At 38.5% G+C, this 22,489-nt stretch carries 19 protein-coding genes; all 19 read right to left on the bottom strand.

Annotation, left to right across the window (positions count from 1 at the left end; translation table 11 throughout):
• Positions 1–1,545, bottom strand: a complete 1,545-nt coding sequence (gene miaB / locus F7731_RS08240) for a tRNA (N6-isopentenyl adenosine(37)-C2)-methylthiotransferase MiaB (protein WP_151534283.1) — start codon at positions 1,543–1,545, stop codon at positions 1–3.
• Between the two features lie 296 nt (positions 1,546–1,841).
• Positions 1,842–2,708, bottom strand: a complete 867-nt coding sequence (locus F7731_RS08235; RefSeq protein ID WP_151534282.1) for a 2-oxoacid:ferredoxin oxidoreductase subunit beta — start codon at positions 2,706–2,708, stop codon at positions 1,842–1,844.
• Positions 2,709–4,445 carry a 2-oxoacid:acceptor oxidoreductase subunit alpha gene (locus F7731_RS08230; RefSeq protein WP_151534281.1) on the bottom strand — a complete coding sequence of 579 codons (1,737 nt, stop codon included), beginning with the start codon at positions 4,443–4,445 and terminating at the stop codon, positions 2,709–2,711.
• Between the two features lie 415 nt (positions 4,446–4,860).
• The gene (gene spoVS, locus F7731_RS08225; RefSeq protein WP_009791522.1) at positions 4,861–5,121 is read right to left on the bottom strand and encodes a stage V sporulation protein SpoVS; all 261 of its coding nucleotides are present in this window, start codon (positions 5,119–5,121) and stop codon (positions 4,861–4,863) included.
• Between the two features lie 228 nt (positions 5,122–5,349).
• On the bottom strand, positions 5,350–6,147 hold the full coding sequence (locus F7731_RS08220) for a TIGR00282 family metallophosphoesterase (RefSeq protein ID WP_151534280.1): 798 nt from the start codon (positions 6,145–6,147) through the stop codon (positions 5,350–5,352).
• A 141-nt stretch (positions 6,148–6,288) separates the two neighbouring features.
• Positions 6,289–7,854, bottom strand: coding sequence for a ribonuclease Y (rny, locus tag F7731_RS08215; RefSeq protein WP_151534279.1), 1,566 nt, complete (start codon positions 7,852–7,854; stop codon positions 6,289–6,291).
• A gap of 314 nt (positions 7,855–8,168) precedes the next feature.
• Positions 8,169–9,206 carry a recombinase RecA gene (recA, locus tag F7731_RS08210; protein WP_151534278.1) on the bottom strand — a complete coding sequence of 346 codons (1,038 nt, stop codon included), beginning with the start codon at positions 9,204–9,206 and terminating at the stop codon, positions 8,169–8,171.
• A gap of 242 nt (positions 9,207–9,448) precedes the next feature.
• On the bottom strand, positions 9,449–10,702 hold the full coding sequence (locus F7731_RS08205; protein ID WP_151534277.1) for a competence/damage-inducible protein A: 1,254 nt from the start codon (positions 10,700–10,702) through the stop codon (positions 9,449–9,451).
• Positions 10,703–10,742: 40 nt separating this feature from the next.
• Positions 10,743–11,321, bottom strand: a complete 579-nt coding sequence (gene pgsA, locus F7731_RS08200) for a CDP-diacylglycerol--glycerol-3-phosphate 3-phosphatidyltransferase (RefSeq protein WP_151534276.1) — start codon at positions 11,319–11,321, stop codon at positions 10,743–10,745.
• Between the two features lie 207 nt (positions 11,322–11,528).
• Complete coding sequence (locus F7731_RS08195) at positions 11,529–12,431, bottom strand: helix-turn-helix domain-containing protein (RefSeq protein WP_151534275.1); 903 nt, start codon at positions 12,429–12,431, stop codon at positions 11,529–11,531.
• A 21-nt stretch (positions 12,432–12,452) separates the two neighbouring features.
• Positions 12,453–13,244, bottom strand: a complete 792-nt coding sequence (locus F7731_RS08190; protein WP_151534274.1) for a DUF3388 domain-containing protein — start codon at positions 13,242–13,244, stop codon at positions 12,453–12,455.
• A 186-nt stretch (positions 13,245–13,430) separates the two neighbouring features.
• Positions 13,431–13,691: a DUF3243 domain-containing protein gene (locus F7731_RS08185; RefSeq protein WP_151534273.1), complete on the bottom strand. Its 261-nt coding sequence runs from the start codon at positions 13,689–13,691 to the stop codon at positions 13,431–13,433.
• Between the two features lie 104 nt (positions 13,692–13,795).
• On the bottom strand, positions 13,796–14,518 hold the full coding sequence (ymfI, locus tag F7731_RS08180; RefSeq protein WP_151534272.1) for an elongation factor P 5-aminopentanone reductase: 723 nt from the start codon (positions 14,516–14,518) through the stop codon (positions 13,796–13,798).
• Between the two features lie 78 nt (positions 14,519–14,596).
• Complete coding sequence (gene yfmH, locus F7731_RS08175; RefSeq protein WP_151534271.1) at positions 14,597–15,886, bottom strand: EF-P 5-aminopentanol modification-associated protein YfmH; 1,290 nt, start codon at positions 15,884–15,886, stop codon at positions 14,597–14,599.
• On the bottom strand, positions 15,886–17,166 hold the full coding sequence (yfmF, locus tag F7731_RS08170; RefSeq protein WP_151534270.1) for an EF-P 5-aminopentanol modification-associated protein YfmF: 1,281 nt from the start codon (positions 17,164–17,166) through the stop codon (positions 15,886–15,888). The genes yfmH and yfmF overlap by 1 nt, the downstream gene beginning before the upstream one ends.
• A gap of 372 nt (positions 17,167–17,538) precedes the next feature.
• Positions 17,539–18,498, bottom strand: coding sequence for an ABC transporter permease (locus F7731_RS08165; protein ID WP_151534269.1), 960 nt, complete (start codon positions 18,496–18,498; stop codon positions 17,539–17,541).
• Positions 18,499–19,545, bottom strand: a complete 1,047-nt coding sequence (locus F7731_RS08160; RefSeq protein ID WP_151534268.1) for an ABC transporter permease — start codon at positions 19,543–19,545, stop codon at positions 18,499–18,501.
• Positions 19,538–21,073 carry an ABC transporter ATP-binding protein gene (locus F7731_RS08155; RefSeq protein ID WP_151534267.1) on the bottom strand — a complete coding sequence of 512 codons (1,536 nt, stop codon included), beginning with the start codon at positions 21,071–21,073 and terminating at the stop codon, positions 19,538–19,540. The genes F7731_RS08160 and F7731_RS08155 overlap by 8 nt, the downstream gene beginning before the upstream one ends.
• Positions 21,074–21,357: 284 nt before the next feature.
• Positions 21,358–22,467, bottom strand: coding sequence for a BMP family lipoprotein (locus F7731_RS08150; RefSeq protein ID WP_151534266.1), 1,110 nt, complete (start codon positions 22,465–22,467; stop codon positions 21,358–21,360).
• Positions 22,468–22,489: the final 22 nt, after the last annotated feature.

The following is a 22,489-nucleotide window of genomic DNA, read 5'->3' as shown; positions in this document are numbered from 1 at the left end:
TTACTCCACCTCTACCGCATCTAGTTCTTCAACCATTTCTCCGTTTAATGACCAAGTTTTAGCATCTGTGATTTTTACTTTTACAATTTGACCAATGGCAGCTTTTGGACCGATAAAGTTAACAAGCTTATTTTTTCTAGTATAGCCCGCTAACACATCCGGATTATTCTTACTTTCGCCTTCTACTAATACTTCAACCGTTTGGCCGTGATACTTCTTCATTGCTTCAGCAGAAAATTCGTTAACAACTGCATTTAGTCGCTGTAAACGTTCTTTTTTGACTTCCATCGGTACATTATCTTGCATCTTAGCTGCCGGTGTGCCCTCACGTGGAGAATATATAAATGTATAGGCTGCTTCATATCCAACTTCACGATATAATGATAGCGTCTCTTGGAACTGTTCTTCCGTTTCATTCGGATAACCAACAATAATATCCGTTGTGAAGGTTGCATTAGGGATGGCAGCTTTAATTTTTCGTACAAGCTCTAAATATTGTTCTCTCGTGTATTTACGAGCCATAATTTTCAACACTTCTGTTGAACCTGATTGAACAGGTAAGTGAATATGCTCTAAAAGATTTCCGCCTTTTGCAAGCACATCGATTAGATAATCATCAAAATCACGTGGATGGCTTGTCGTGAAACGGACACGCGGAATATCAATTTTACGAATCTCATCCATTAGATCGCCTAAACCATATTTAATATCTTCAAAGTCTTTTCCATATGCATTAACATTTTGTCCTAGCAGGGTAACTTCCTTATAGCCTTGAGCCGCTAATTGTCTTACCTCATGAATAATCTCTTCTGGCCGGCGGCTGCGCTCCTTCCCTCTTGTATAAGGGACGATGCAGTACGTACAGAACTTATCACAGCCGTACATAATATTAACCCATGCTTTAATTTTGCCTTGGCGTACTTTTGGAAGATTTTCAATAACATCTCCCTCTTTAGACCATACTTCAATGACCATTTCTTTTGACATATAAGCTTCCTGCAAAATATTAGGCAGGCGATGAATATTATGAGTTCCAAAAATCATGTCAACTTGTGTATAAGTTTTCAAGATTTTATTAACGACAGATTCCTCTTGAGACATACAGCCGCAAACACCTAAAAGAAGATCTGGCTTTTCCTTTTTTAAGTGCTTTAAATGTCCAAGCTCGCCAAATACTTTATTCTCTGCATTTTCTCGAATGGCACATGTGTTTAATAAAATGACGTTTGCATCATCTACTGTATCGGTCGGTTCATATCCAAGCCCCATAAAAATTCCAGCCATAACTTCTGTATCGTGTTCATTCATTTGGCAGCCGTATGTGCGGATATAGAACTTACGGCCTTTCCCCATACCAAGGAATTCTTCCGGAATATTAAAGTCATTATGGTATTTAACTTCTTCTTTTCCACGTTTTTTCGCATCCTTTAATGATGGCGGCGTGAAAACTGTTTCAAAATATTTACTGTAATCCTTTTCGGATTTTTTGTCCGTTGGATTGGCTGTGACTACTTGTTGTCCTTCAAGTCTTTGTTTTTCGTTCATATATAATCCCCTTTCTAAATAACTGGGTTTAAGAATTTCATTTTCATGTGATTATTTTTATTAAAAAGCTTTTTCAATGTATAGAATAAATCTATACACATTAGTATAGTATAATGCTTTTAGAGTTTGAAAACAACAGATATACTGATTTGAAGCCCATACAGCTTTGGAGATCTATTATGTAAAAAACATTTTGGTTCTGCAATTACTAATCATATATAAAGACTACTTTTTTGATGTGATTTCAATCACTTTTTTTCCAAAAAAAGAAACCCAAAATTGGGTTCCTTAGAAGCTTATATAAATTCTTGAACTAACTTATCAAAGTGAGCCTGATCTAAAGTTAGATCCGCTTGTGCTAACGGTTTCTCAGAGTAGCCTTTTAACAACTCTTGATATGATTTACGCTCAGTGTTTTGATAGATTAATCCAGTAACAAGACCATTATGCTTCATTAATGTTTGCATAGCCAATTCTCGATTAGAAGAATCATATCCTTCCATATCGCTAAGCTTCGTTAAATTCTCTTTGAACCAGTCATAAGTATTCACTTTATTATAAGTGACACATGGGCTAAACACGTTAATTAAAGAGAAGCCATCATGCTGAATACCAGCTTCAATTAAAGCTGTTAAATCTTTAAGATCCGTTGAAAAGCTTTGGGCAACAAAGGTTGCACCAGCAGTTAAAGCCATTTCCATTGGAGCAATAGCTTGTTCAATTGATCCTTCAGGAGTTGATTTTGTTTTAAAACCGGTTGCCGAACGTGGTGAAGTTTGTCCTTTTGTTAAACCATAAATTTGGTTATCCATAACAATATACGTAACATTTACATTACGGCGAATGGCGTGGATCGTGTGACCCATACCGATCGCAAATCCATCTCCATCCCCTCCAGAAGCGATAACCGTTAAATCACGGTTTCCCATTTTCACCCCTTGGGCAATAGGAAGGGCACGGCCATGAATACCATGGAAACCATAGGAATTAATGTATCCTGAAATACGCCCTGAACATCCAATACCAGATATCACTGCTAAATTTTCAGGCTCAAGCCCAACATTCGCTGCCGCACGCTGGATAGCCGCTTGTACAGAGAAGTCTCCACAGCCTGGGCACCAGTTTGGTTTAACATCGTTTCGAAAATCTTTAAATGTTGCCATTTAGAACAACTCCTTGCAATTTGTCTGAATTTCATGTGGCAAGAATGGATTTCCGTCGTATTTTAACATTTTGTGAATTTTATCTGCGTGTCCGACGTTCATCTTCATAATATTTGCCAATTGCCCAGTAGCGTTGTTTTCAACAACAGCGATCTTTTTAGCAGATTTTACGAGCGGCAGTACTTCATCAGTTGGGAACGGATGAATCAAACGAATTTGTGCATGATTTACTTTTAAACCATCCTTTTCAAGACGTCCCATTGCTTCTTCAATCACTCCGCGTGTTGAGTTAAAGCCGACAATTAATAGGTCTGCTTCCTCATGAGGAGCATTTATATGAACAGGTGTATTAAATTTGATGTTTTCAATTTTACGGAAGCGTTTATCCATTTGTGCTTTACGATTTACGGCAGATTCAGATGGCTTCCCAGTTTCATCGTGCTCTACACCAGTCACATGGTGAATACCATGCTTCATGCCAGGAATGACGCGTGGTGAAACGCCATTTTCCGTTAATTCATAGCGCTTAAAGTAATTTTTACCGTCCAATTCTGGTAATTCCCCAGTTTGCAGGTTACCGCGGCGCACTTCAACTTTATCAAATTCAAGCGGTTCCACTGTTTGCTTTCCTAATGATAATTGAAGGTCAGATAGGACGATAACTGGACATTGGTATTCTTCAGCAAGGTTAAATGCTTCTGCTGTATCATAGAATGCTTCTTGAACAGTACTTGGCGCCATGACGATCTTTGGAATTTCTCCATGAGTTCCATAAATCATCGCCATTAAGTCAGATTGTTCTTGTTTAGTTGGTAGACCTGTAGACGGACCTCCACGTTGTGTATCAACAATGACTAACGGCGTTTCAGTCATTCCAGCTAGCCCAATTGCTTCCATCTTTAGAGCTAGTCCTGGACCTGCAGACGCAGTTAAAGCACGAACACCGCCATAGTTAGCGCCAATCGCCATTGTAACAGCAGCAATTTCATCTTCTGTTTGGATCACAGCCCCGCCAAGTGGTGGAAGCTTTTTAATTAAATATTCCATAATTTCTGAAGCTGGAGTGATCGGATAAGCTGCCATGAATCGGCAACCGGCAGCAAGTGCACCTAAAGCTATGGCATCGTTTCCAATCATGAATAAACGTTTCTTGCCATCAGCCTTTTCAAGCTCCATCAATTCTGTTGTACCCTCTAGATTTTCTTTCATAAAATCAAAGCCAGCTTTAATGGCTTCCATATTTTTATCAACAACTTGTTGACCTTTTCGTCCAAAAATCTCTTGAACTACTTCTTCAAATACGTTAATATCTAAGTTCAGTACTGCGCAAGTTGCACCAACCGCAACCATGTTTTTCATTAGGGATGTTCCAAGTTCCGTTGCCAGTTCAGTAAATGGAACTGCGTACATTGCGGCATTCGTATCTTCAGGTTTAACAGGTTTGAATTTTGCATCAGCAATGATGACGCCTTTATCATGAAGTTCTTTGTAGTTTAAATCGATTGTTTCTTGGTCAAATGCAACCAAAATATCAAGATCATCTGAAATAGACCTTACTTGAGTAGTACTTACGCGAATCTTATTGTTTGTATGACCGCCTTTAATTCGCGAAGAAAAATGGCGATATCCATACAAATAGTAGCCTAAACGATTTAATGCGACTGAGAATATTTCTCCCGTACTCTCAATACCTTCCCCTTGTTGCCCTCCAACTTTCCACGAAAGTTGATTGATCATGTCTTACACCCCTTTGGTTACATTAAAAAAGTATAAAAACGAATTTTTTTAAAAGATTAGTACTCAATCAATCTCAATACTTTTCACCGTTATTTTAGCAGTTTTTACTTGATTTTGATAAGGTACTAAACGCTTTCAATTCTAGACCTAGTTTCATAAAAAAGCAACCCTTTCACACCAATTATTGGTTGAAATTTGAATATTTTAGTTTTTTAATCAATATAATAAATAGTTATGGAAATTTCACATTTGTAGATAGTCTACACACAAAAAGGACCTGTTTGCTAATTAGCAACAGGTCTTTCTTCGTTTGTTTTTCTTGGACTTGCACAGGAAGTGCTGACATCGACATTCGCCACAGGACGTGGCGGCTTTTAGTCGATGTTCCTCGCTTTGGCCGCTTCCGCTTTTCGTTCTACCTCGGCTCAACAATAAGTTTTATTGCTGTCCGCTCTTCTCCATCAATTTTAATATCTGTGAATGCCGGGATACAAATCAAATCCACTCCGCTAGGCGCGACAAATCCTCTTGCGATAGCTACTGCTTTTACCGCCTGGTTTAGTGCACCGGCACCAATCGCTTGGATCTCAGCGCCGCCTCTTTCACGCAGAACACCTGCAAGCGCACCTGCTACAGAATTGGGATTAGATTTTGCTGAAACTTTTAATATTTCCATTCCTAGCTCCTCCTTGTTTTCCCCTCCCGCATGTTCATGACCAATAATCACCTTATGAATAGTCTGGAAATGAACATATCAGGTATAGATCATTCCATTGCTACTATATTCAAGTCTTAATTCACATATTCCGGCTTGGACAAAATTATGAAATATTCCTTTTCGCATTTTTTGCAAAAAAAAAATAACTGCATCTTTTGCCATTGGACAAAAGACACAGTTATTTGTTTAAGAATAAAAAGGATGGTCAGAATTTATTAAAATCGGATTGATCTTTTTGGCTTTTCCAGTTTGATTATCTATTTCAATGAGGACTGCACTTAATTGGGTACGGCCCTCTTTGACGACTTCAAATCTTACAGGTAAGCTTGTTATAAATCTTTTTAATACAGCTTCTCTTTCAACCCCTAATATACCATCATAAGGTCCTGTCATCCCAACATCTGACATGCAGGCGGTACCATCAGGCAAAATACGATGATCAGCTGTCTGCACATGTGTATGTGTTCCAATGACTGCCGAAACTCTTCCGTCCAAATACCAGCTTAGTGCCTGCTTTTCACTTGTCGCTTCTGCGTGAAAGTCAACAAAAATAACAGAGGTTCTTTTTCTAGCCTCTTCTACTAATTCATCAGCTTTTCTAAAGGGACAGTCGATAGCCGGTAAAAACGTTCGCCCTTGCAAGCTGATAACGGCAACTTCCATTGCATTGTATTTCAAATAAACTATTCCTTTTCCGGGATTTCCTTCTGGAAAGTTTGCAGGGCGCACTAAATACTTCGCTTCATCGATAAAATCAAATATTTCTTTATTGTCCCATGAATGGTTGCCAAGCGTAACTGCCTGTGCACCTGCTTCCAAAAAGCCGCGGTAAATTTTCTCTGTAATTCCTTTTCCTCCTGCAGCATTTTCACCATTTATAATAGTAATATGAGGACGGTATTTTTCTTTAAGCTTTGGGACATATTCTTTTATCATATCCCTTCCCATCGAGCCTACTACATCCCCAATAAATAATATATTCATATAACTTTCCCTTCTTTTAACTTTTTTACAATACGTTACTTTAAGTAAGTTAACTCATACTTATTTTTCCGTTTCCATTTTGAATTTAATCAAAAATACGCCTGACCTTTGGAAAAAAATAAAGCGATGCTCAGCACCGCTTTATTTTGCGTATTCTACGGCTCGTGTTTCACGAATAACCGTTACTTTAATATGTCCAGGATAATCAAGCTCTTCTTCAATTTTCTTGCGAATATCTCTTGCTAAACGATGAGCTTCTAAATCATCAATCTGCTCTGGTTTAACGAGAATACGAATTTCTCGTCCTGCTTGGATAGCAAATGACTTTTCAACGCCATCATAAGATTCAGAAATCTCTTCAAGCTTTTCAAGTCGGCGGATATAATTCTCCAACGTTTCTCGTCTTGCTCCAGGTCTTGCGGCAGAAAGCGCATCTGCTGCAGCTACTAGAACCGCAATAATTGAAGTAGGCTCAGTGTCACCATGATGTGAAGCAATACTGTTGATTACAATTGGGTGCTCTTTATATTTTGTTGCAAGCTCAACCCCAATTTCAACATGGCTTCCTTCAACCTCATGATCGATCGCTTTCCCGATATCATGAAGTAAGCCCGCACGTCTAGCAAGGACCTCATCTTGTCCTAACTCTGCTGCTAATAAGCCTGACAGCTGTGCTACTTCCATGGAATGCTTTAATACATTCTGACCGTAGCTTGTCCGGAATTTTAGACGACCTAAAATTTTAATGAGATCCGGATGAAGTCCATGTACACCCACTTCGAAAGTCGTCTGTTCACCAATTTCCCGAATATGTTCATCGACTTCACGGCGAGCTTTATCGACCATTTCTTCAATGCGTGCAGGATGGATACGACCGTCCTGAACAAGCTTGTCTAAAGCTAAACGGGCAGTCTCGCGGCGAATTGGATCAAACCCTGATAAAATGACGGCCTCTGGTGTATCATCAATAATAAGATCAATTCCTGTTAGAGTTTCTAATGTACGGATATTTCGGCCTTCACGACCAATAATCCGCCCCTTCATTTCATCATTTGGCAGGTTTACAACTGAAACAGTTGTTTCCGCTACATGATCCGCTGCGCATCGTTGGATTGCCAGTGACAAGATATCCTTTGCCTTCTTATCGGCTTCCTCTTTCGCTCGTATTTCGCCCTCTTTAATCGTTAGAGCGACATCATGAGCCACTTCCTGCTCTACTCGCTCTAAAATGATGGACTTAGCCTCTTCACGAGTTAAGCCCGAGATGCGTTCAAGCTCGGCTTGTTGTGTTCGTACCATCTCGTCCACTTTGCTTTCCATCTCTTCAATATGCTGTTGTCTTTTGTTAAGAGAATCGTCCCTCTTCTCTAAAAGTGCTTCACGTTTATCTAACGTTTCATCTTTACGATCAAGATTTTCTTCTTTTTGCAGTAATCGATTTTCTTGTTTTTGAAGCTCATTTCTTCGATCACGAATTTCACGCTCCGCTTCTGTGCGAAGCTTGTGAATCTCATCCTTTGCTTCAAGCAAAGCTTCTTTCTTTAAAGCTTCTGCTTCCCGCTTTGAGTCCTCTAATATCTGCTCTGCAGAATCTTTGGCTCCTGCGATCTTCGCTTGAGCTATGGACCTGCTAACAAAATAGCTAACAACTGCACCGACGAATAGGCCAAGCAAACTGGAGATGATGATTGCTGGTAAATGTTCCATCATTTCACCTCCTCTTGCTATGAACTTTTGTGTTACGTTTCTAAAGTGTCGGCATGTATATTGTTTCATTCAACAAACATACAGCACAAAGGCTTTTCAACGTTTTCATTCATCATAAAATGTAAAATATACAATTTTAATTGTAAAGGTGTGGAATTTCATTGTCAAGGCTTTGTCGGTACAGCCTTTTATTAATGTGCCTTTTTACCTTCTTTAATATATGCGGGGATTTTTTTTCATTAATTATAGTTATGAATATAAAAAGCAAAGCCATATATTATAACGGCTTTGCTCTTATTTTTTTACATATAGTATTAATCGGCCAATTGAAAGTCCTCTTGCTCATCATCACTAATTACTCTGACATCATCAAGACCATAGTGTTCACGAATTTGCGATTGAATTTGTTTACGAATATCTAGATTTTCCTTTAGGAACTGCTTCGCATTTTCACGACCTTGTCCGAGACGCTCCTCATTATAGGAATACCAAGATCCGCTCTTTTGCACAATATCCAGCTCAGAACCTAAATCAATAACTTCGCCTTCTTTAGAAATCCCTTCACCATACATAATGTCCACTTCAGCCACTCGGAATGGTGGAGCAACTTTATTCTTGACTACTTTAATCTTCGTTTTATTTCCTACTATATCAGTGCCCTGCTTTAATTGTTCAGCACGCCGTACTTCAAGACGGACCGTTGAGTAGAATTTAAGAGCGCGTCCACCCGGAGTCGTTTCAGGATTTCCAAACATGACTCCGACTTTTTCACGGATCTGGTTAATAAAGATAGCAATTGTTTTTGATTTATTAATAGCGCCTGATAGTTTTCTCAATGCTTGAGACATTAATCGCGCTTGCAAGCCGACATGAGAATCGCCCATTTCCCCTTCAATTTCTGCTTTTGGTACAAGAGCAGCAACTGAGTCAATGACGAGAATATCGACTGCCCCACTACGTACAAGGGCTTCAGCAATCTCTAATGCTTGCTCTCCGGTATCAGGCTGAGAAAGTAGCAATTCATCAATATTAACTCCAAGCTTTTGTGCATAAACAGGGTCAAGAGCATGTTCCGCATCAATAAATGCCGCTTGTCCACCCGTTGCTTGTACTTCTGCAATTGCATGTAATGCCACAGTTGTCTTACCTGAGCTTTCAGGTCCATAGATTTCGATGATTCGCCCTCTAGGATAGCCGCCTACTCCAAGTGCAGCATCCAATGCTAGTGAACCACTTGGGATAGTAGATATTTGTCGGTCCGTTTGCTCCCCTAGTTTCATAATAGAGCCTTTACCAAATTGCTTTTCTATTTGTTTTAATGCCATCTCAAGTGCTGCTTGACGATCGCTCATGATACTTCCTCCTTTATTACAGCCAAAATCTATTTGTTTTTTATGTTCTCAAAACCTATCTTTACTATAACTGTTTTTCAATAGTTTGTCGAGGAAAAATTCGAACATTCATTCGTCTTTTTTCAACTCGAAATTTTACTAGAAATGATGTTTTCCCTAAGAGAAAATAGTATTTTCAAAGGGAATTAAGCCGTGATAATTAAAAATTACCCCATTGTCAGAAATTAAAAAAAGAATGCCTCTTAATGGACATTCTTAATTTTCTTTAAGCAATTTATGAGAAAATAGCAGCCATATTTTACAGTTCTAATACGTATGGCCTCACGTGTTCCCCCTAGATGCAGCTTTTGCGTCTGTACATGTTGGCCTTTTATAAAAATACTAATAAATACTGTCCCAACCGGATGTCCTTCTAGTTCATCTGGACCCGCAACACCAGTAAAACTTATCCCTATATCAGAATTCATTAAAGACGATACATTTTCAGCTAATTCGGAAGCACATTGTGCACTAACGGCTCCTTGCTCGTTAATGGTCTCTTCACGAACATGTAAAACTTTAGCTTTCGCCTCGTTCGTATAGCAAACAACGCCACCCTTTAAGTAAGCTCCAGCACCGGGTATGGCTGTAAAGGTTTGCTGAAACATTCCTCCTGTTAAGCTTTCGGCACAGCTAATCGTCAAACCTTTTTCTTTAATTATTTTCATAGCCTCATGCATAAGGGTTGTATCATCGTATCCATAAAAATATTCGCCTACACGCGAGAGGATCACTCGTTCCGTTTCATCCAATAATCGAAGCGCTGTGTCCCTTTGCTTATGCTTAGCAGTCAATCTTAACGTAACCTCACCATCTGAGGCTAGCGGCGCTATCGTCGGATTCGTTTGAGAATCGATTAAATCTTCAATTTCGGTTTCAAGTAGCGCCTCCCCGATCCCAAAAAACCTTAAAACTCGCGAAACAATTGTCTCATCTTCATTTAGCTTAGAACGCAACAGAGGATAACCATATTTTAAAAACATTGGTTCCATCTCTTTCGGAGGTCCCGGAAGAAGCATATACATATGTTTTTCGATATTTAATAGCATTCCGGGCGCCATGCCATGCTCATTCGGCAGCACGTGAGAATCTTCCAGGATGATTGCCTGCTTTTTATTGTTCTCAGTCATGGTGCGATTCGATCGTTCAAAATAGAGTGTGATTTGCTCCAGTGCCTGTTCATCCATAACAAGCTGCTTTTTTACATGAGCCGCAATCGTTTCCTTCGTTAAATCATCTTTTGTTGGACCTAATCCGCCAGTGAAAATAAGAAAATCAGAGCGTCCTTCGGCCATTTCGATTGCGGCCTTTAGGCGCTGCGGATTATCGCCAACGACTGTATGGTAAAATACATTGATTCCTAAATCAGCAAGCTGCTGTGATAAAAAACGAGCATTCGTATTCACAATTTGACCTAGCAATAACTCGGACCCAACAGCAATGATTTCTGCATTCATTCAGCCACCACCATCATTAAGTTGATTTTTACAAACCAATCTATTTAGAATTTGAAAAAACTTGTTTGTTTTTTATGAAATAATCCCAGCCAGACCAAACGGTAAAGAACATTGCAATCCAAAGAGCAATATCCGCAAACGGGATAGAAAATAATTCAAATATAATGTTATGTAAAAGCAATGCGGAAATAGCGACAATTTGTGCCCATGTTTTGATTTTACCTAACATATTTGCCGCAACGACCTCTCCGCCTTCTGCAAGGAGAAGACGCAATCCAGTTACAGCAAATTCGCGGCTAATGATAATGATAACGATCCATGATGGGGCAGAACCTAATTCAACAAGAACGATTAATGCTGCAGATACGAGCAGCTTATCCGCTAGGGGGTCAAGAAACTTCCCAAAGTTTGTTACAAGATTAAGCTTTCTAGCATAATACCCGTCCACCCAGTCAGTTGCTGAAGCAAATATGAATACTAAAGCACCGATAAGATGAGTAATAGGAAGGGTAGCTCCTAGGATTGTTACCTCTCCCCACGAAAAACCACTGAGCATAATAATCAAAAATAGCGGGATTAGGCAAATCCTTGAGATAGTAATTTTATTAGGCAGATTCATTTTTTACCTCCAATTCAATTGTGAAGCCATTTAATAATTTTGCTTGAAGATATATATTATTCCACATATTTCATCAAACAAAGTTATTTCTATATTGTATTATACTTTAATACAAATTAAGTTTTAAATTTTACTGCTTATAAATTCTTATCATTTGACTTTAACATAATTTCTTCGAAAAAGTGAAAAATAGTCATCCAAGGATGACTATTCGATGCTTGGTAAGTAGCGGATTGTAATATCCTGCCGAACAGACTTAGCTGGGTCAATGGCGAATTCTACTTTTTCATCATTCACATAAATTTCTGTTTGTGATGAATTCCCTACGATAATCTTTGCTTCTGTTTCTTTAGAAAAATCAAGCGTTTGGCTCTCTATGCCGCCTTTTTTAAGTGTTCCTTGAAAAAAAGAAGTACCTTTTCCATTTAAGATATTAACCCAGGTCTCCCCAGTTGATACTACTTTTAATTCAAACTTATCGGCGTTCTTCACTTCATAAGTCGTATTTTTGCCACTTGATTCAACAACAGATATTTCTTGCTTCGTCTCAGGCGTTTCCTCTTGAGTTTTATCATTTACTCCAGTTTCCTCATTATTTTTTGCTGGCTCTTCTTCTAATGCTTTGCCATCGTCTTTGGCAAAGCCTTCTGATTCCTCTAGATTTACTTGTTCACTGCCGCTTTTATTAGCGGGATCTAAAGCTTCATTCCCATCCCCTTTTTTCGCAACAAAATAATAAGCAACAGCGGCGGCAGCAATTAAGAACACGGCAATTAATATTTTGGGAAGAATATCAAATACCTTTGAACCATTGTTATTAAGGTTCTTTCTTGATTGTACACGCGATAGTTTTTCAGGAATATCCTCATTAATAGTAGAGGGAATTTCAGATTTATATTGTTCAAATAGTTCCTCTGGCTCAAGCCCCACCGCTTCAGCATACTGTTTAATAAATGCCCGTACATAAAATGGGCCAGGCATCAAACTATAATTGCCCTCTTCAATTCCAATCAAATACCGTTTCTGAATTTTAGTTGCTACTTGTAAATCATCTAGACTTAATTCTTTAGCCAAGCGGGCTTCTTTAAGCTTGTTACCTAGTTCTGACAATTAATAACACCTTCCAACTTACTAAAAATCAAAGCCTCCAAATTGGGATTCGGAGATCATTTTTGTTTTGTCGACAATATCATATTTTATTTCCTCTTCAGCGTCATGACGAAGCTCAATAATATAATCAAAATCATCAATCGAATACTCTGTGTTTTCGATAAAAATATCCGGATGCTCAACTACTTTTACTGCATTCATAGCCATAATTTCACGAACGAGCTGCCAATGACGTTCATTTGCACGTCTAGAAGAAACGATCCCGTCAATAATAAATAGATTATTCTCGTTATACTCATCATGAATTAGTTGATTACGAATCGTTTGTTTTAAAAGAGTTGAGGAAACGAATAACCAGCGTTTATTCGCACAGACACTTGAAGCAACGATGGATTCAGTTTTTCCGACACGCGGCATTCCTCTTATTCCTATTAGTTTGTGCCCTTCTTGCTTAAATAATTCTGCCATAAAATCAACTAATAGTCCAAGCTCATCCCGAACGAAACGGAAAGTCTTTTTATCATCGGCGTCTCTTTGGATGTATCTTCCGTGGCGAACAGCTAGGCGGTCTCTTAATTTAGGTTTTCGGAGCTTAATTAACCTTATTGTGTCCATTGTATGTAAAATTGACTCTAGGCGCGCAATCTGTTCATTGCTTTCTGCAAGAATTAACAGTCCTCTTCGACCTTCGTCAACACCATTAATTGTAACAATATTTATGGATAGCATCCCTAAAAGGGAAGAAATATCACCAAGCAAACCGGGGCGGTTCTTCTGTATTTCATACTCTAAATACCATTCTGTTTTACTCAAATTAAATACCTCCTCGGCACATTTGCTTTTTGATATTACACGATTTTTATCATATATAAAGAATGCGCATCTATATAATAAATGATTTTGTAAAAAGATGAAAGAATTAACTAGGCTAAACTTATAAAAATAAAAGGTTTTTCAATCAAAAAAAAGAGAGGAGGCTCCTCTCTTCTCAATCATCTATTATTGTTGTGTGCCGTTATTCTCAACAAGTCTAACCATTACATTCGCAATAGCCATTTGCTCATCCTTATTAGCAACTGACCATAGGTCGGAAAGAACTCGCTGCTGTTCGTTCTTCGGATCAACTTGCTTCGCTAAATAATCACCGATTTGGTAAGCAAGATGGTTAACAGTATCTTTATTCATTCCCTGCTGCTGTCCCTGATCTAGACGATCACCAAGAAATTCCTTCCATTGCTGCCAATTATCAAGTACAGACATGAATATTTTCCTCCTTTAAAAACTATGTTGTACACTGCTGTACATAGTTATTTTGTTTATTGCAATGAGAAAATATTCATCCAGTATTCCGTTCAAATACCGTATTAAGTATACCATCCGCCATTGACAGCAAGCACTTGACCAGTAATATAAGAGGATTTTTCTGATAAAAGAAAGGAAACCGAATCAGCAATATTTTCAGGGGAAGCAAGTCTTCCCATCGGAATTTCATGTTTGAGCGCTTCAAGCTCATCAAATGAAAATCCTTCGAGCATCGCTGTTTGGACTGCCCCTGGTGCAATCGCATTAACCCTAATCCCATTAAAAGCGAGCTCCTTGCTTAAAGCTTTCACAAATGATAGCTGTGCTCCTTTAACGGTAGAATAGGCAACTTCACATGCAGCCCCTGTTTGCCCCCAAATAGAAGAGATAACAATTATATTGCCGCCACTTTTAGATAATAATTTTGGCAGCAAATGGCTCGTCAGCAAAAGAGGTGTCGTAACATGAAGATTGATTAGCTTTTCGGCCATACTATCTTCAAGATCAACTAATAGACCATAATGGCTAATTCCACAATTATGTATAATGGCATCAAGAGAAAAAATATTTTTAACGACCTTTTTATAGCCATTTTTGGAAGATAAATCGGCTTGGATCGGAATATATTCACCGCCAAAAGGCTGGAGCCGCTCTAAAAGCATTTCAATGGCTTTTTTATTCTCATAGTAATGCAAATATAAATGATAGCCCTCCTCCGCTAATTTCACTGCAATCGCTTCTCCAATTCCTCCAGATGCCCCTGTAATTAATGCGTATTTTCTCATCTAATTTCACTCCATGCTTATAGCTCAAATTCATTTCAGAAAGGAAGAAAGCGCCAAAAGGGCGCTTTCTCCTTATTATTAACCTTTTGGAATCACTTGACAAACGGAAAATCGCTCTTCCGCAATAAAATCATTGGCAAGAATGTCAATATCAGCTAATTTAATTTCTTCAAGTGTCGAAACGACATCAAATAAATTCATTTCATTAAAGGCATATCTTGTAAATTGATTAGCAATGTATTCAGGAGAATTAACGGCTCGTAGAAATGCACCTATCTTTTTCTTTTTTGTCCGCTCTAAACTTTCATCTGAAAAAGTTCCCTTTTCCTTCATTTTTAATAAAATTTGTTTTAAGGATTCTGCAAGCAAGTCTGGATCCCTCGTATCCCCTCCGACCATCGCAAATCCGAATCCATTTTCCTGCGTGTAATCGTATGAAAAAGTATCATCAATTAGTCCCTGCTTATAAAGGGAGCTATAATGGTCAGAGCTTTTTCCAAACATAATATCAAGCATCACATTTAAACATAGCTCTGTCTTCAGCATTTCTCTCCCTGACTGATTAACATGTTTAGCCTTCACTCCAACTAAACATTTTGATGTTTGCACATTCATTTCTAATACTTGTTTTTTGTTCGCTACCTCTAGCGGCTCTTCCGCAAATTCTCGTTTTATTTCTGGTAATTCCTTATAATTCTTTGCAGCCTGATTATCTTTCACAAGCTTCATGATTTCATCCGGACTTACAGGTCCAATGATGAAAAGAAGCATATTGCTCGGATGGTAGAAAGTTTGATAGCATTCATAGAGCATGTCTTTCGTAATATGGGAAATCGTTTCGATTGTTCCAGCGATATCAATTTTTACAGGATGATTTTTATACATATTTTCAATTAATCCGTAATAAAGGCGCCAGTCCGGATTATCATCATACATCGTGATTTCTTGCCCAATAATTCCCTTTTCCTTTTCGACTGTTTGTTCTGTAAAATAAGGATATTGAACGAAGTCAATTAATGTTTCAAGATTTTTTACGACATTGGAAGTGCTTGAGAATAAATAAGCGGTCCTTGTGAAAGATGTAAATGCGTTCGCTGACGCCCCTTGCTTACTAAACTGTTGAAAAACATCGCCATCTTCTTTTTCAAAAAGCTTATGCTCGAGGAAATGGGCAATCCCATCTGGCACCTTCACAAACTCCGATTTCCCAGGAGGCTGGAAGTGATTATCAATGGATCCATATTTCGTCGTAAAGGTTGCATAGGTTTTATTAAAGCCTGCTTTCGGCAAAATGTACACATTAAGACCGTTGTCTAGCTTTTCAAAATATAACTCTTCTTTTAGCTGGTCAAAAGTAATTTTCTCCATTATTTCCCTTCCTCCTTTCCAGTTAAAAAGTATATCGTATCTAATGTGATTTTTTTCGCAACAGCAACAATCTCATCCTTTGTCGCATGATCCATTTTATCCATCCACTCTTGAAGTGAAACCTCTTTTTTAGAAACGACGTTATGATATAGCACTTCAACAATGCCTCTCGCTGTATCAATCGTTTCTAGAAGCTGATTTTTAATAACAGATTTCGTCTGTACAAGCTCTTCCTCGCTAAAATCGCCCTTTTTCATCGCTTCTATTTGTTCTTTAATAATCGAAACCGCTTGATCATAATTTTTATTGTCAATGCCTGTCATAACCATTAGTAGGCCTTTATGACTTTCTAATCTGCTCGCCGCATAATAGGCAAGGCTCGCCTTTTCCCTTACGTTAATAAAAAGCTTCGAATGAGAAAATCCGCCAAAAATACCGTTATAAACTTGCAAGGCAAAATAGTCATCGTCTCCATATACAATATTCGTCCGATAACCAATATTCAATTTCCCTTGCTTCACTTCTTGCCTTTCAATTACTTCAGCAACATCATTTTTATTTTCATACGCAGAGGATTGTACACTACTGGGTGTTCTCGCCTCAAATTGCAATAGTTCATGAGCAACAGCTTCTACTTCCCCTTCATCTACATCGCCGATCACATACAGATCCAATTCATCTTGAGCTAACGCCTCTTGATAATACTGATAAATACTTTCAGGTGTAATTCCATCTACAGCATCCTTTTCGCCATGAACATGAAGAGCATATGGTTCACCTTCACACATTTCTTGAACAAGGCGAAAGTTAGAATAACGCATTTTATCATCATAAACAGATTGAATTCTTTGCTTTAACGTTCTTTTTTCGTTTTCCACCGTTTCTTTATCAAATGAATTTCCTTGAACATTTGGTTTCGTTAAAACCTCTGCTAAAAATTGAAAAGCCTTCTGTAAAAGAGGGGTACTATCTGATAAAAATTTCTCATTAGCAATTTCTAATGAAAAGCTGATAATATGATACTCTCCCTTTTTAGCCAAATCGACATAAAATGTGGCTCCATAAAGCTCATCTAAATATGAACGCAGTTTACCGGTAGTTGGGTAATTAGCGCTATTGCTTTGTAATACGTATGGCAGAAGAGCCCTTTTTGTTACCGTTTCTTTATTCAGTGGCGCCTTCATTTTCCAAACTATAGTATTTGTTTTAAATTTCTCAGTTTTTACAATATGCAGCTCATAGCCATTCATTGATTTAACCGATTCTGATAAAATATCCATTTACACTATCCTCCCGATCCATTAGATTTATTATTTGCTTTACTATCATATGTAACTTCGTATAGGTTATTTTCTTCAAACTTCTCTGAATCAAATCCTATTTATAAATATAACTTGCCCATTTTCCACATTTCAAGTAATTACCACCATAGAAAAAAGACCTCTTCGAGAAAAAGAGGTCTTTGAGTCTACGTCTAGCTCCAGCGCCTACCCCGACGTACAGGACGTACTAGTGTCGACAATGCGACAGGACGTCGCGTTTTTGTCGACCACGAGGTCACAAGCCAATCCTCCCAGAAAGGTAAATGACAACCTTTCCGAGAGGCTCGGCTTGAGCTTGTCAGGGTGATCAAGGCGCTTGCGCATTTGGTTTTACCGTGATCCTTTTATATATGGAACACCAGATGCTTTTGGAGCATCGGCACGTCCAATAAATCCTGTTAAGGCAAGGATGGTTAATACATATGGGGCAATTAATAAATACACGTTTGGAATATTCTCCAAGAATGGTAAACTTGATCCGATTATACTTAAGCTTTGTGCAAATCCAAAAAATAATGCTGCACCCATTGCACCAAGCGGATGCCATTTCCCAAAAATCATCGCCGCAAGCGCCATAAATCCTTGACCGCTAATTGTTGCATGGCTGAAATCAGATGTAATCGACTGAGCATAAATTCCCCCGCCAATTCCACCTAAAGCTCCAGAAAGGATGACAGCGATATAACGAATTTTCGTTACATTAACCCCCATTGTATCAGCAGCCATTGGATGTTCGCCAACTGCACGCAATCTTAGACCAAATGGCGTTTTAAAAATGACATACCACGCGATAAAAGCAGCAATAATTGCTACGTACGAAGTGTAATACGTATTGGAGAAAAATAAATCTCCTAAAATTGGAATATCTTTTAAGACAGGAATATCAATTTTATTAAAGCCTTTTTGAATGATATCTGTTTGACCTTTTCCATAAATAAATTTAACAAGAAATAATGATGCACCAACAGCTAATAAGTTGATCGCAACCCCTGACACAACTTGATCTGCTCTAAAGGTAATGGAAGCAACAGCGTGAAATATCGCAAAAACTGCTCCTACAACCATTGCAGCCAATAATGAAACCCAAGGAGTTAATTCTCCAAATGTACTTGCAAATGTTAGGTTAAAGACGATTGCTGTGAAAGCACCAATGACCATTAATCCTTCAAGTCCAATGTTAACCACTCCTGAACGCTCAGAAAAAGTTCCGCCTAACGCTGTGAAAATAAGTGGAGCTGCCCAAAGCATTGTAGAGGGTATGACGATTGCTAAAATATCTAAGATGCCCACTTACTTCGCCCCCTTTTTACTAATGCGATCAATAAAGATACGAATCATATAGCTAGCTGCTACGAAGAAAACAATTAACGCGATAATAATATCAACAAGTTCATTCGGAACGCCTGCCTCAAGCGGCATATTTAATGCTCCTACCTTTAAAGCGCCAAAAAGTAAAGCAGCTAAAACAATTCCAATTGGACCATTTCCACCAAGCAAAGCAACGGCTATCCCATCAAATCCAACACCTGTGAAGCCGCTTTTTACTGCAGAGTATCCAAAGGTACCTAATCCCTCCATCGTACCGGCTAAACCTGCAAATGCTCCGGAAATCACCATGGATAGAACGATATTCGATTTAACATTCATACCAGCATAGTCAGAAGCATGCTGGTTTAAACCAACGGCTCTTAATTCAAAGCCGCGAGTTGTTTTTTCTAAAATAAACCACATTAAGAAAACACAAATAAGTGCAATGACGATCCCCCAGTGTAAACGGGAATAATCTGTCAAACCTTCAAGCAGAGAAGATCTTAATGATGCTGTTTCAGGAATATTCGGTGTCCGGTCACTCTTTTCAGATAGGACCGAACGAACAAAATAATTCGACACATGTAATGCAACATAGTTTAACATGATGGTTACGATAACCTCATGAACTCGAAATCTAGCTTTTAAAATACCAGGAATAAATGCCCAAAATGCACCGGCTGCTGCTCCTGCTAACACAGCTAACGGCAAATGAATGATTTTTGGCAAATCAAATGCGACTCCTACCCAAACTGCCGCTAACCAGCCAACAATCAGCTGTCCTTCTACACCAATATTAAATAATCCTGTTTTAAAGGCAAAAGCAACGGCTAATCCGGCAAGTATATAAGGTGTAGCTTGTCGGATCGTTTCTCCTGTATAGTAAATATCGCCGAACGCACCGTCCCAAAGTGCATAAAATGCCGCTCCTGCATCGTACCCAGTAACAATCATAATTATGGTCCCAACGAGCATTCCTAAAATGACAGCAAGCACGGGAACTATCATATTTTTCAAGCGATTAGACATCTGCTACTTCACCTGCTTCCTTACGGTTCGATCCAGCCATTAATAATCCTAATTCTTGTTCAGTCGTTTGTTTTGGATCAACAACTGCAACAATTTTCCCTTCATAAATAACGGCAATGCGATCGCTAACGTTTAATATTTCATCCAGTTCAAATGACAATAATAATACAGCTTTACCATTATCACGCTGCTCAATTAAACGTTTATGAATGAATTCGATGGCCCCAACGTCAAGTCCCCTTGTTGGCTGTGCTGCAATGAGTAAATCCGGATTTCGGTCAATTTCACGGCCGATAATAGCCTTTTGCTGATTTCCTCCAGAAAGCGCTCGGGCAGGTGTAAACTCACTTGGTGTCCGGACATCATATTCCTTTATTAAACTTTTTGCCTTTTTATAAATTGCTTTAAAATTCAAAACGCCATTTTTTGAAAAAGGTTTCTGGTAATACGTTTGTAAAGCAATATTTTCTCCAATTGGAAAATCGAGTACAAGACCATGCTTATGGCGATCTTCAGGGATATGGCCAACCCCTGACTCTGTTACCTTTCGAGGCTGCAAATTTCTCATTTCTTTATCATTAAGCTTTATTGAACCGCTTTCAGACTTTCTAAGCCCAGTAATTGCTTCTAGCAATTCCGTTTGTCCATTCCCGTCAACTCCGGCAATACCAAGAACTTCTCCTGCTTTGACAGAAAGATTTAAACCATCTATGGCTGGGAGTCCACGGGCATCCTTCACATGAAGGTCTTTTATAACTAGAACATCCTGTTTCGGGTGTCCCTCTTTCTTGTCCGTCTTAAAAGTTACTTCACGACCTACCATTAAACTAGCAAGCTCGTTTGGATTTGTTTCACTTACATTTACCGTACCAATTCCTACACCTTTGCGGATAACGGTAACTCGGTCACAAACCTCCATAATTTCTTTTAATTTATGTGTGATGAGGATAATTGATTTGCCCTCTTTAATTAGAGCCTTCATAATTTGAATTAATTCTTGAATCTCTTGTGGTGTTAAAACGGCTGTCGGTTCATCGAATATGAGAATTTCAGCCCCGCGATATAAAGTTTTTAGGATTTCAACCCTTTGCTGCATACCGACGGAAATATCGGCAATTTTCGCCTGCGGATCGACAGCTAGTCCATATCTTTCAGAGATTTCTCGCACGTCATTTTCCGCTTTTTTAATATCAATCTTTCCCCCGGATGTTGTTTCTTTTCCGAGAATAATATTTTCAGTGACAGTAAACGGATCAACTAGCATGAAATGCTGATGTACCATTCCGATCCCAAGATCATTCGCAATATTAGGATTCGTAATTTTGACAGGATTCCCATTCACGCGAATTTCTCCTTGTTCTGGCTGGTATAATCCGAAAAGGACATTCATTAACGTTGATTTTCCAGCACCATTTTCCCCTAGCAGTGCATGAATTTCACCTTTTTTTAGTTGCAGGGTTATGTTATCGTTCGCGACAATTCCAGGGAATTCTTTACGGATATTGAGCATTTCAATTACATATTCCATTTCTTTCACTCCTTGGTCAAAAATAAAAGGAAGATTTAGGTAGTAAGATGTCAGACCTTTACCAATAAAATGATAGTCTTAAAGATTGGGACCTTTCAGAGCATTCGCTCAAAATTTGACCCATGTAGTGAATAAAGCCATATTCAATACACTTTCTTTCAATAAAACTTTAAGTGAAATATAGACCATTCATTCTATACTTCAATTAAATTTCTATTTAAAGAGAATGTTAAAAGGAATAAGGGGCCGGTTCTAAAGACCCGCTTATTCCTTCTAATTTATTATTACTGAACTTTAAATTCTTTAAGTTCGTCTTTTGTACCAGGAACTTTAACTTCACCAAGCTTAATTTTTTCAGACCATTCTTTAACCGCTGCTTCAATATCAGCCTTTGTAGAAACTTCATCATTGATTGGTGCTAAATTTACACCTTCCTCAGCTAACCCATAAACTAAAGTTTGACCGCCTGGGAAATCTCCAGCTTTTGCCTTTTCAGAAATATCTACAACAGCGTGTTTAACACCTTTCATTGCAGATGTTAAAATCACGTTATGGTTTTTACCGCCGATATCAACGACACCTTCGCCTGATTGGTCGGAGTCAACACCAATTGCCCAAATTTCACGTGCCGGGTCTTTCTTCTTAAGGTCTTTCGCCTCTGTAAACAGTCCGTTACCAGTACCGCCAGCTGCGTGGAAAATTACGTCAATACCTGAAGAATACATTTGTGCTGCAGTTGTTTTTCCAAGCTCAGCTTTATCAAATGCTCCAGTATAGTGAACATTTACTTTAATATCTGGATTTACAGCTTGAACACCAGCTAAGAAACCGGATTCAAAACGCTCAATAACTGGAATTTCCATACCGCCGATAAAGCCGATTTTGTTTGATTTTGTAGCTTTTGCTGCAGCAACACCAGCAAGGAATGCAGCTTCTTGCTCTTTAAATAATACGCTTACAACGTTTGGCTGTTCTACTACACCATCGATAATTCCGAAGTTAGTATCCTTTTGTTGCTGAGCAATTGTATTGATATCCTCTACCATTAAGAACCCAACACCGAATACTACACTAAACCCTTCACGTGAAAGTTTGTTTAAGTTAGTTGAATAGTCTGCATCAGACTTAGATTGCAGATAGTTATATCCACCTTTACCTTCCTTAAGTCCGTTATTTTCACCGAACTCTTTAAGACCTTCCCACGCTGATTGGTTAAATGATTTATCATCTACCCCGCCTACATCTGTAACCATTGCCACAGTGAAAGCATTTTCATTTTTTTCTTCATTAGCATTATTAGCATTATTTTTTTCATCAGCTTTGCCACATGCACCTAGAATTGTTCCAGCTGCTAAAGCAAGAGATAAAGCTAAACCAAATTTACGCTTTTTCATTGTATTAACCCCCTATTAGTTA

The organism is Cytobacillus depressus, assembly GCF_008923245.1.
Taxonomy (GTDB): domain Bacteria; phylum Bacillota; class Bacilli; order Bacillales; family Cytobacillaceae; genus Cytobacillus; species Cytobacillus depressus.
The sequence above is the reverse complement of the archived record's forward strand: the minus strand, read 5'-3'. Positions and strand labels throughout refer to the sequence as shown.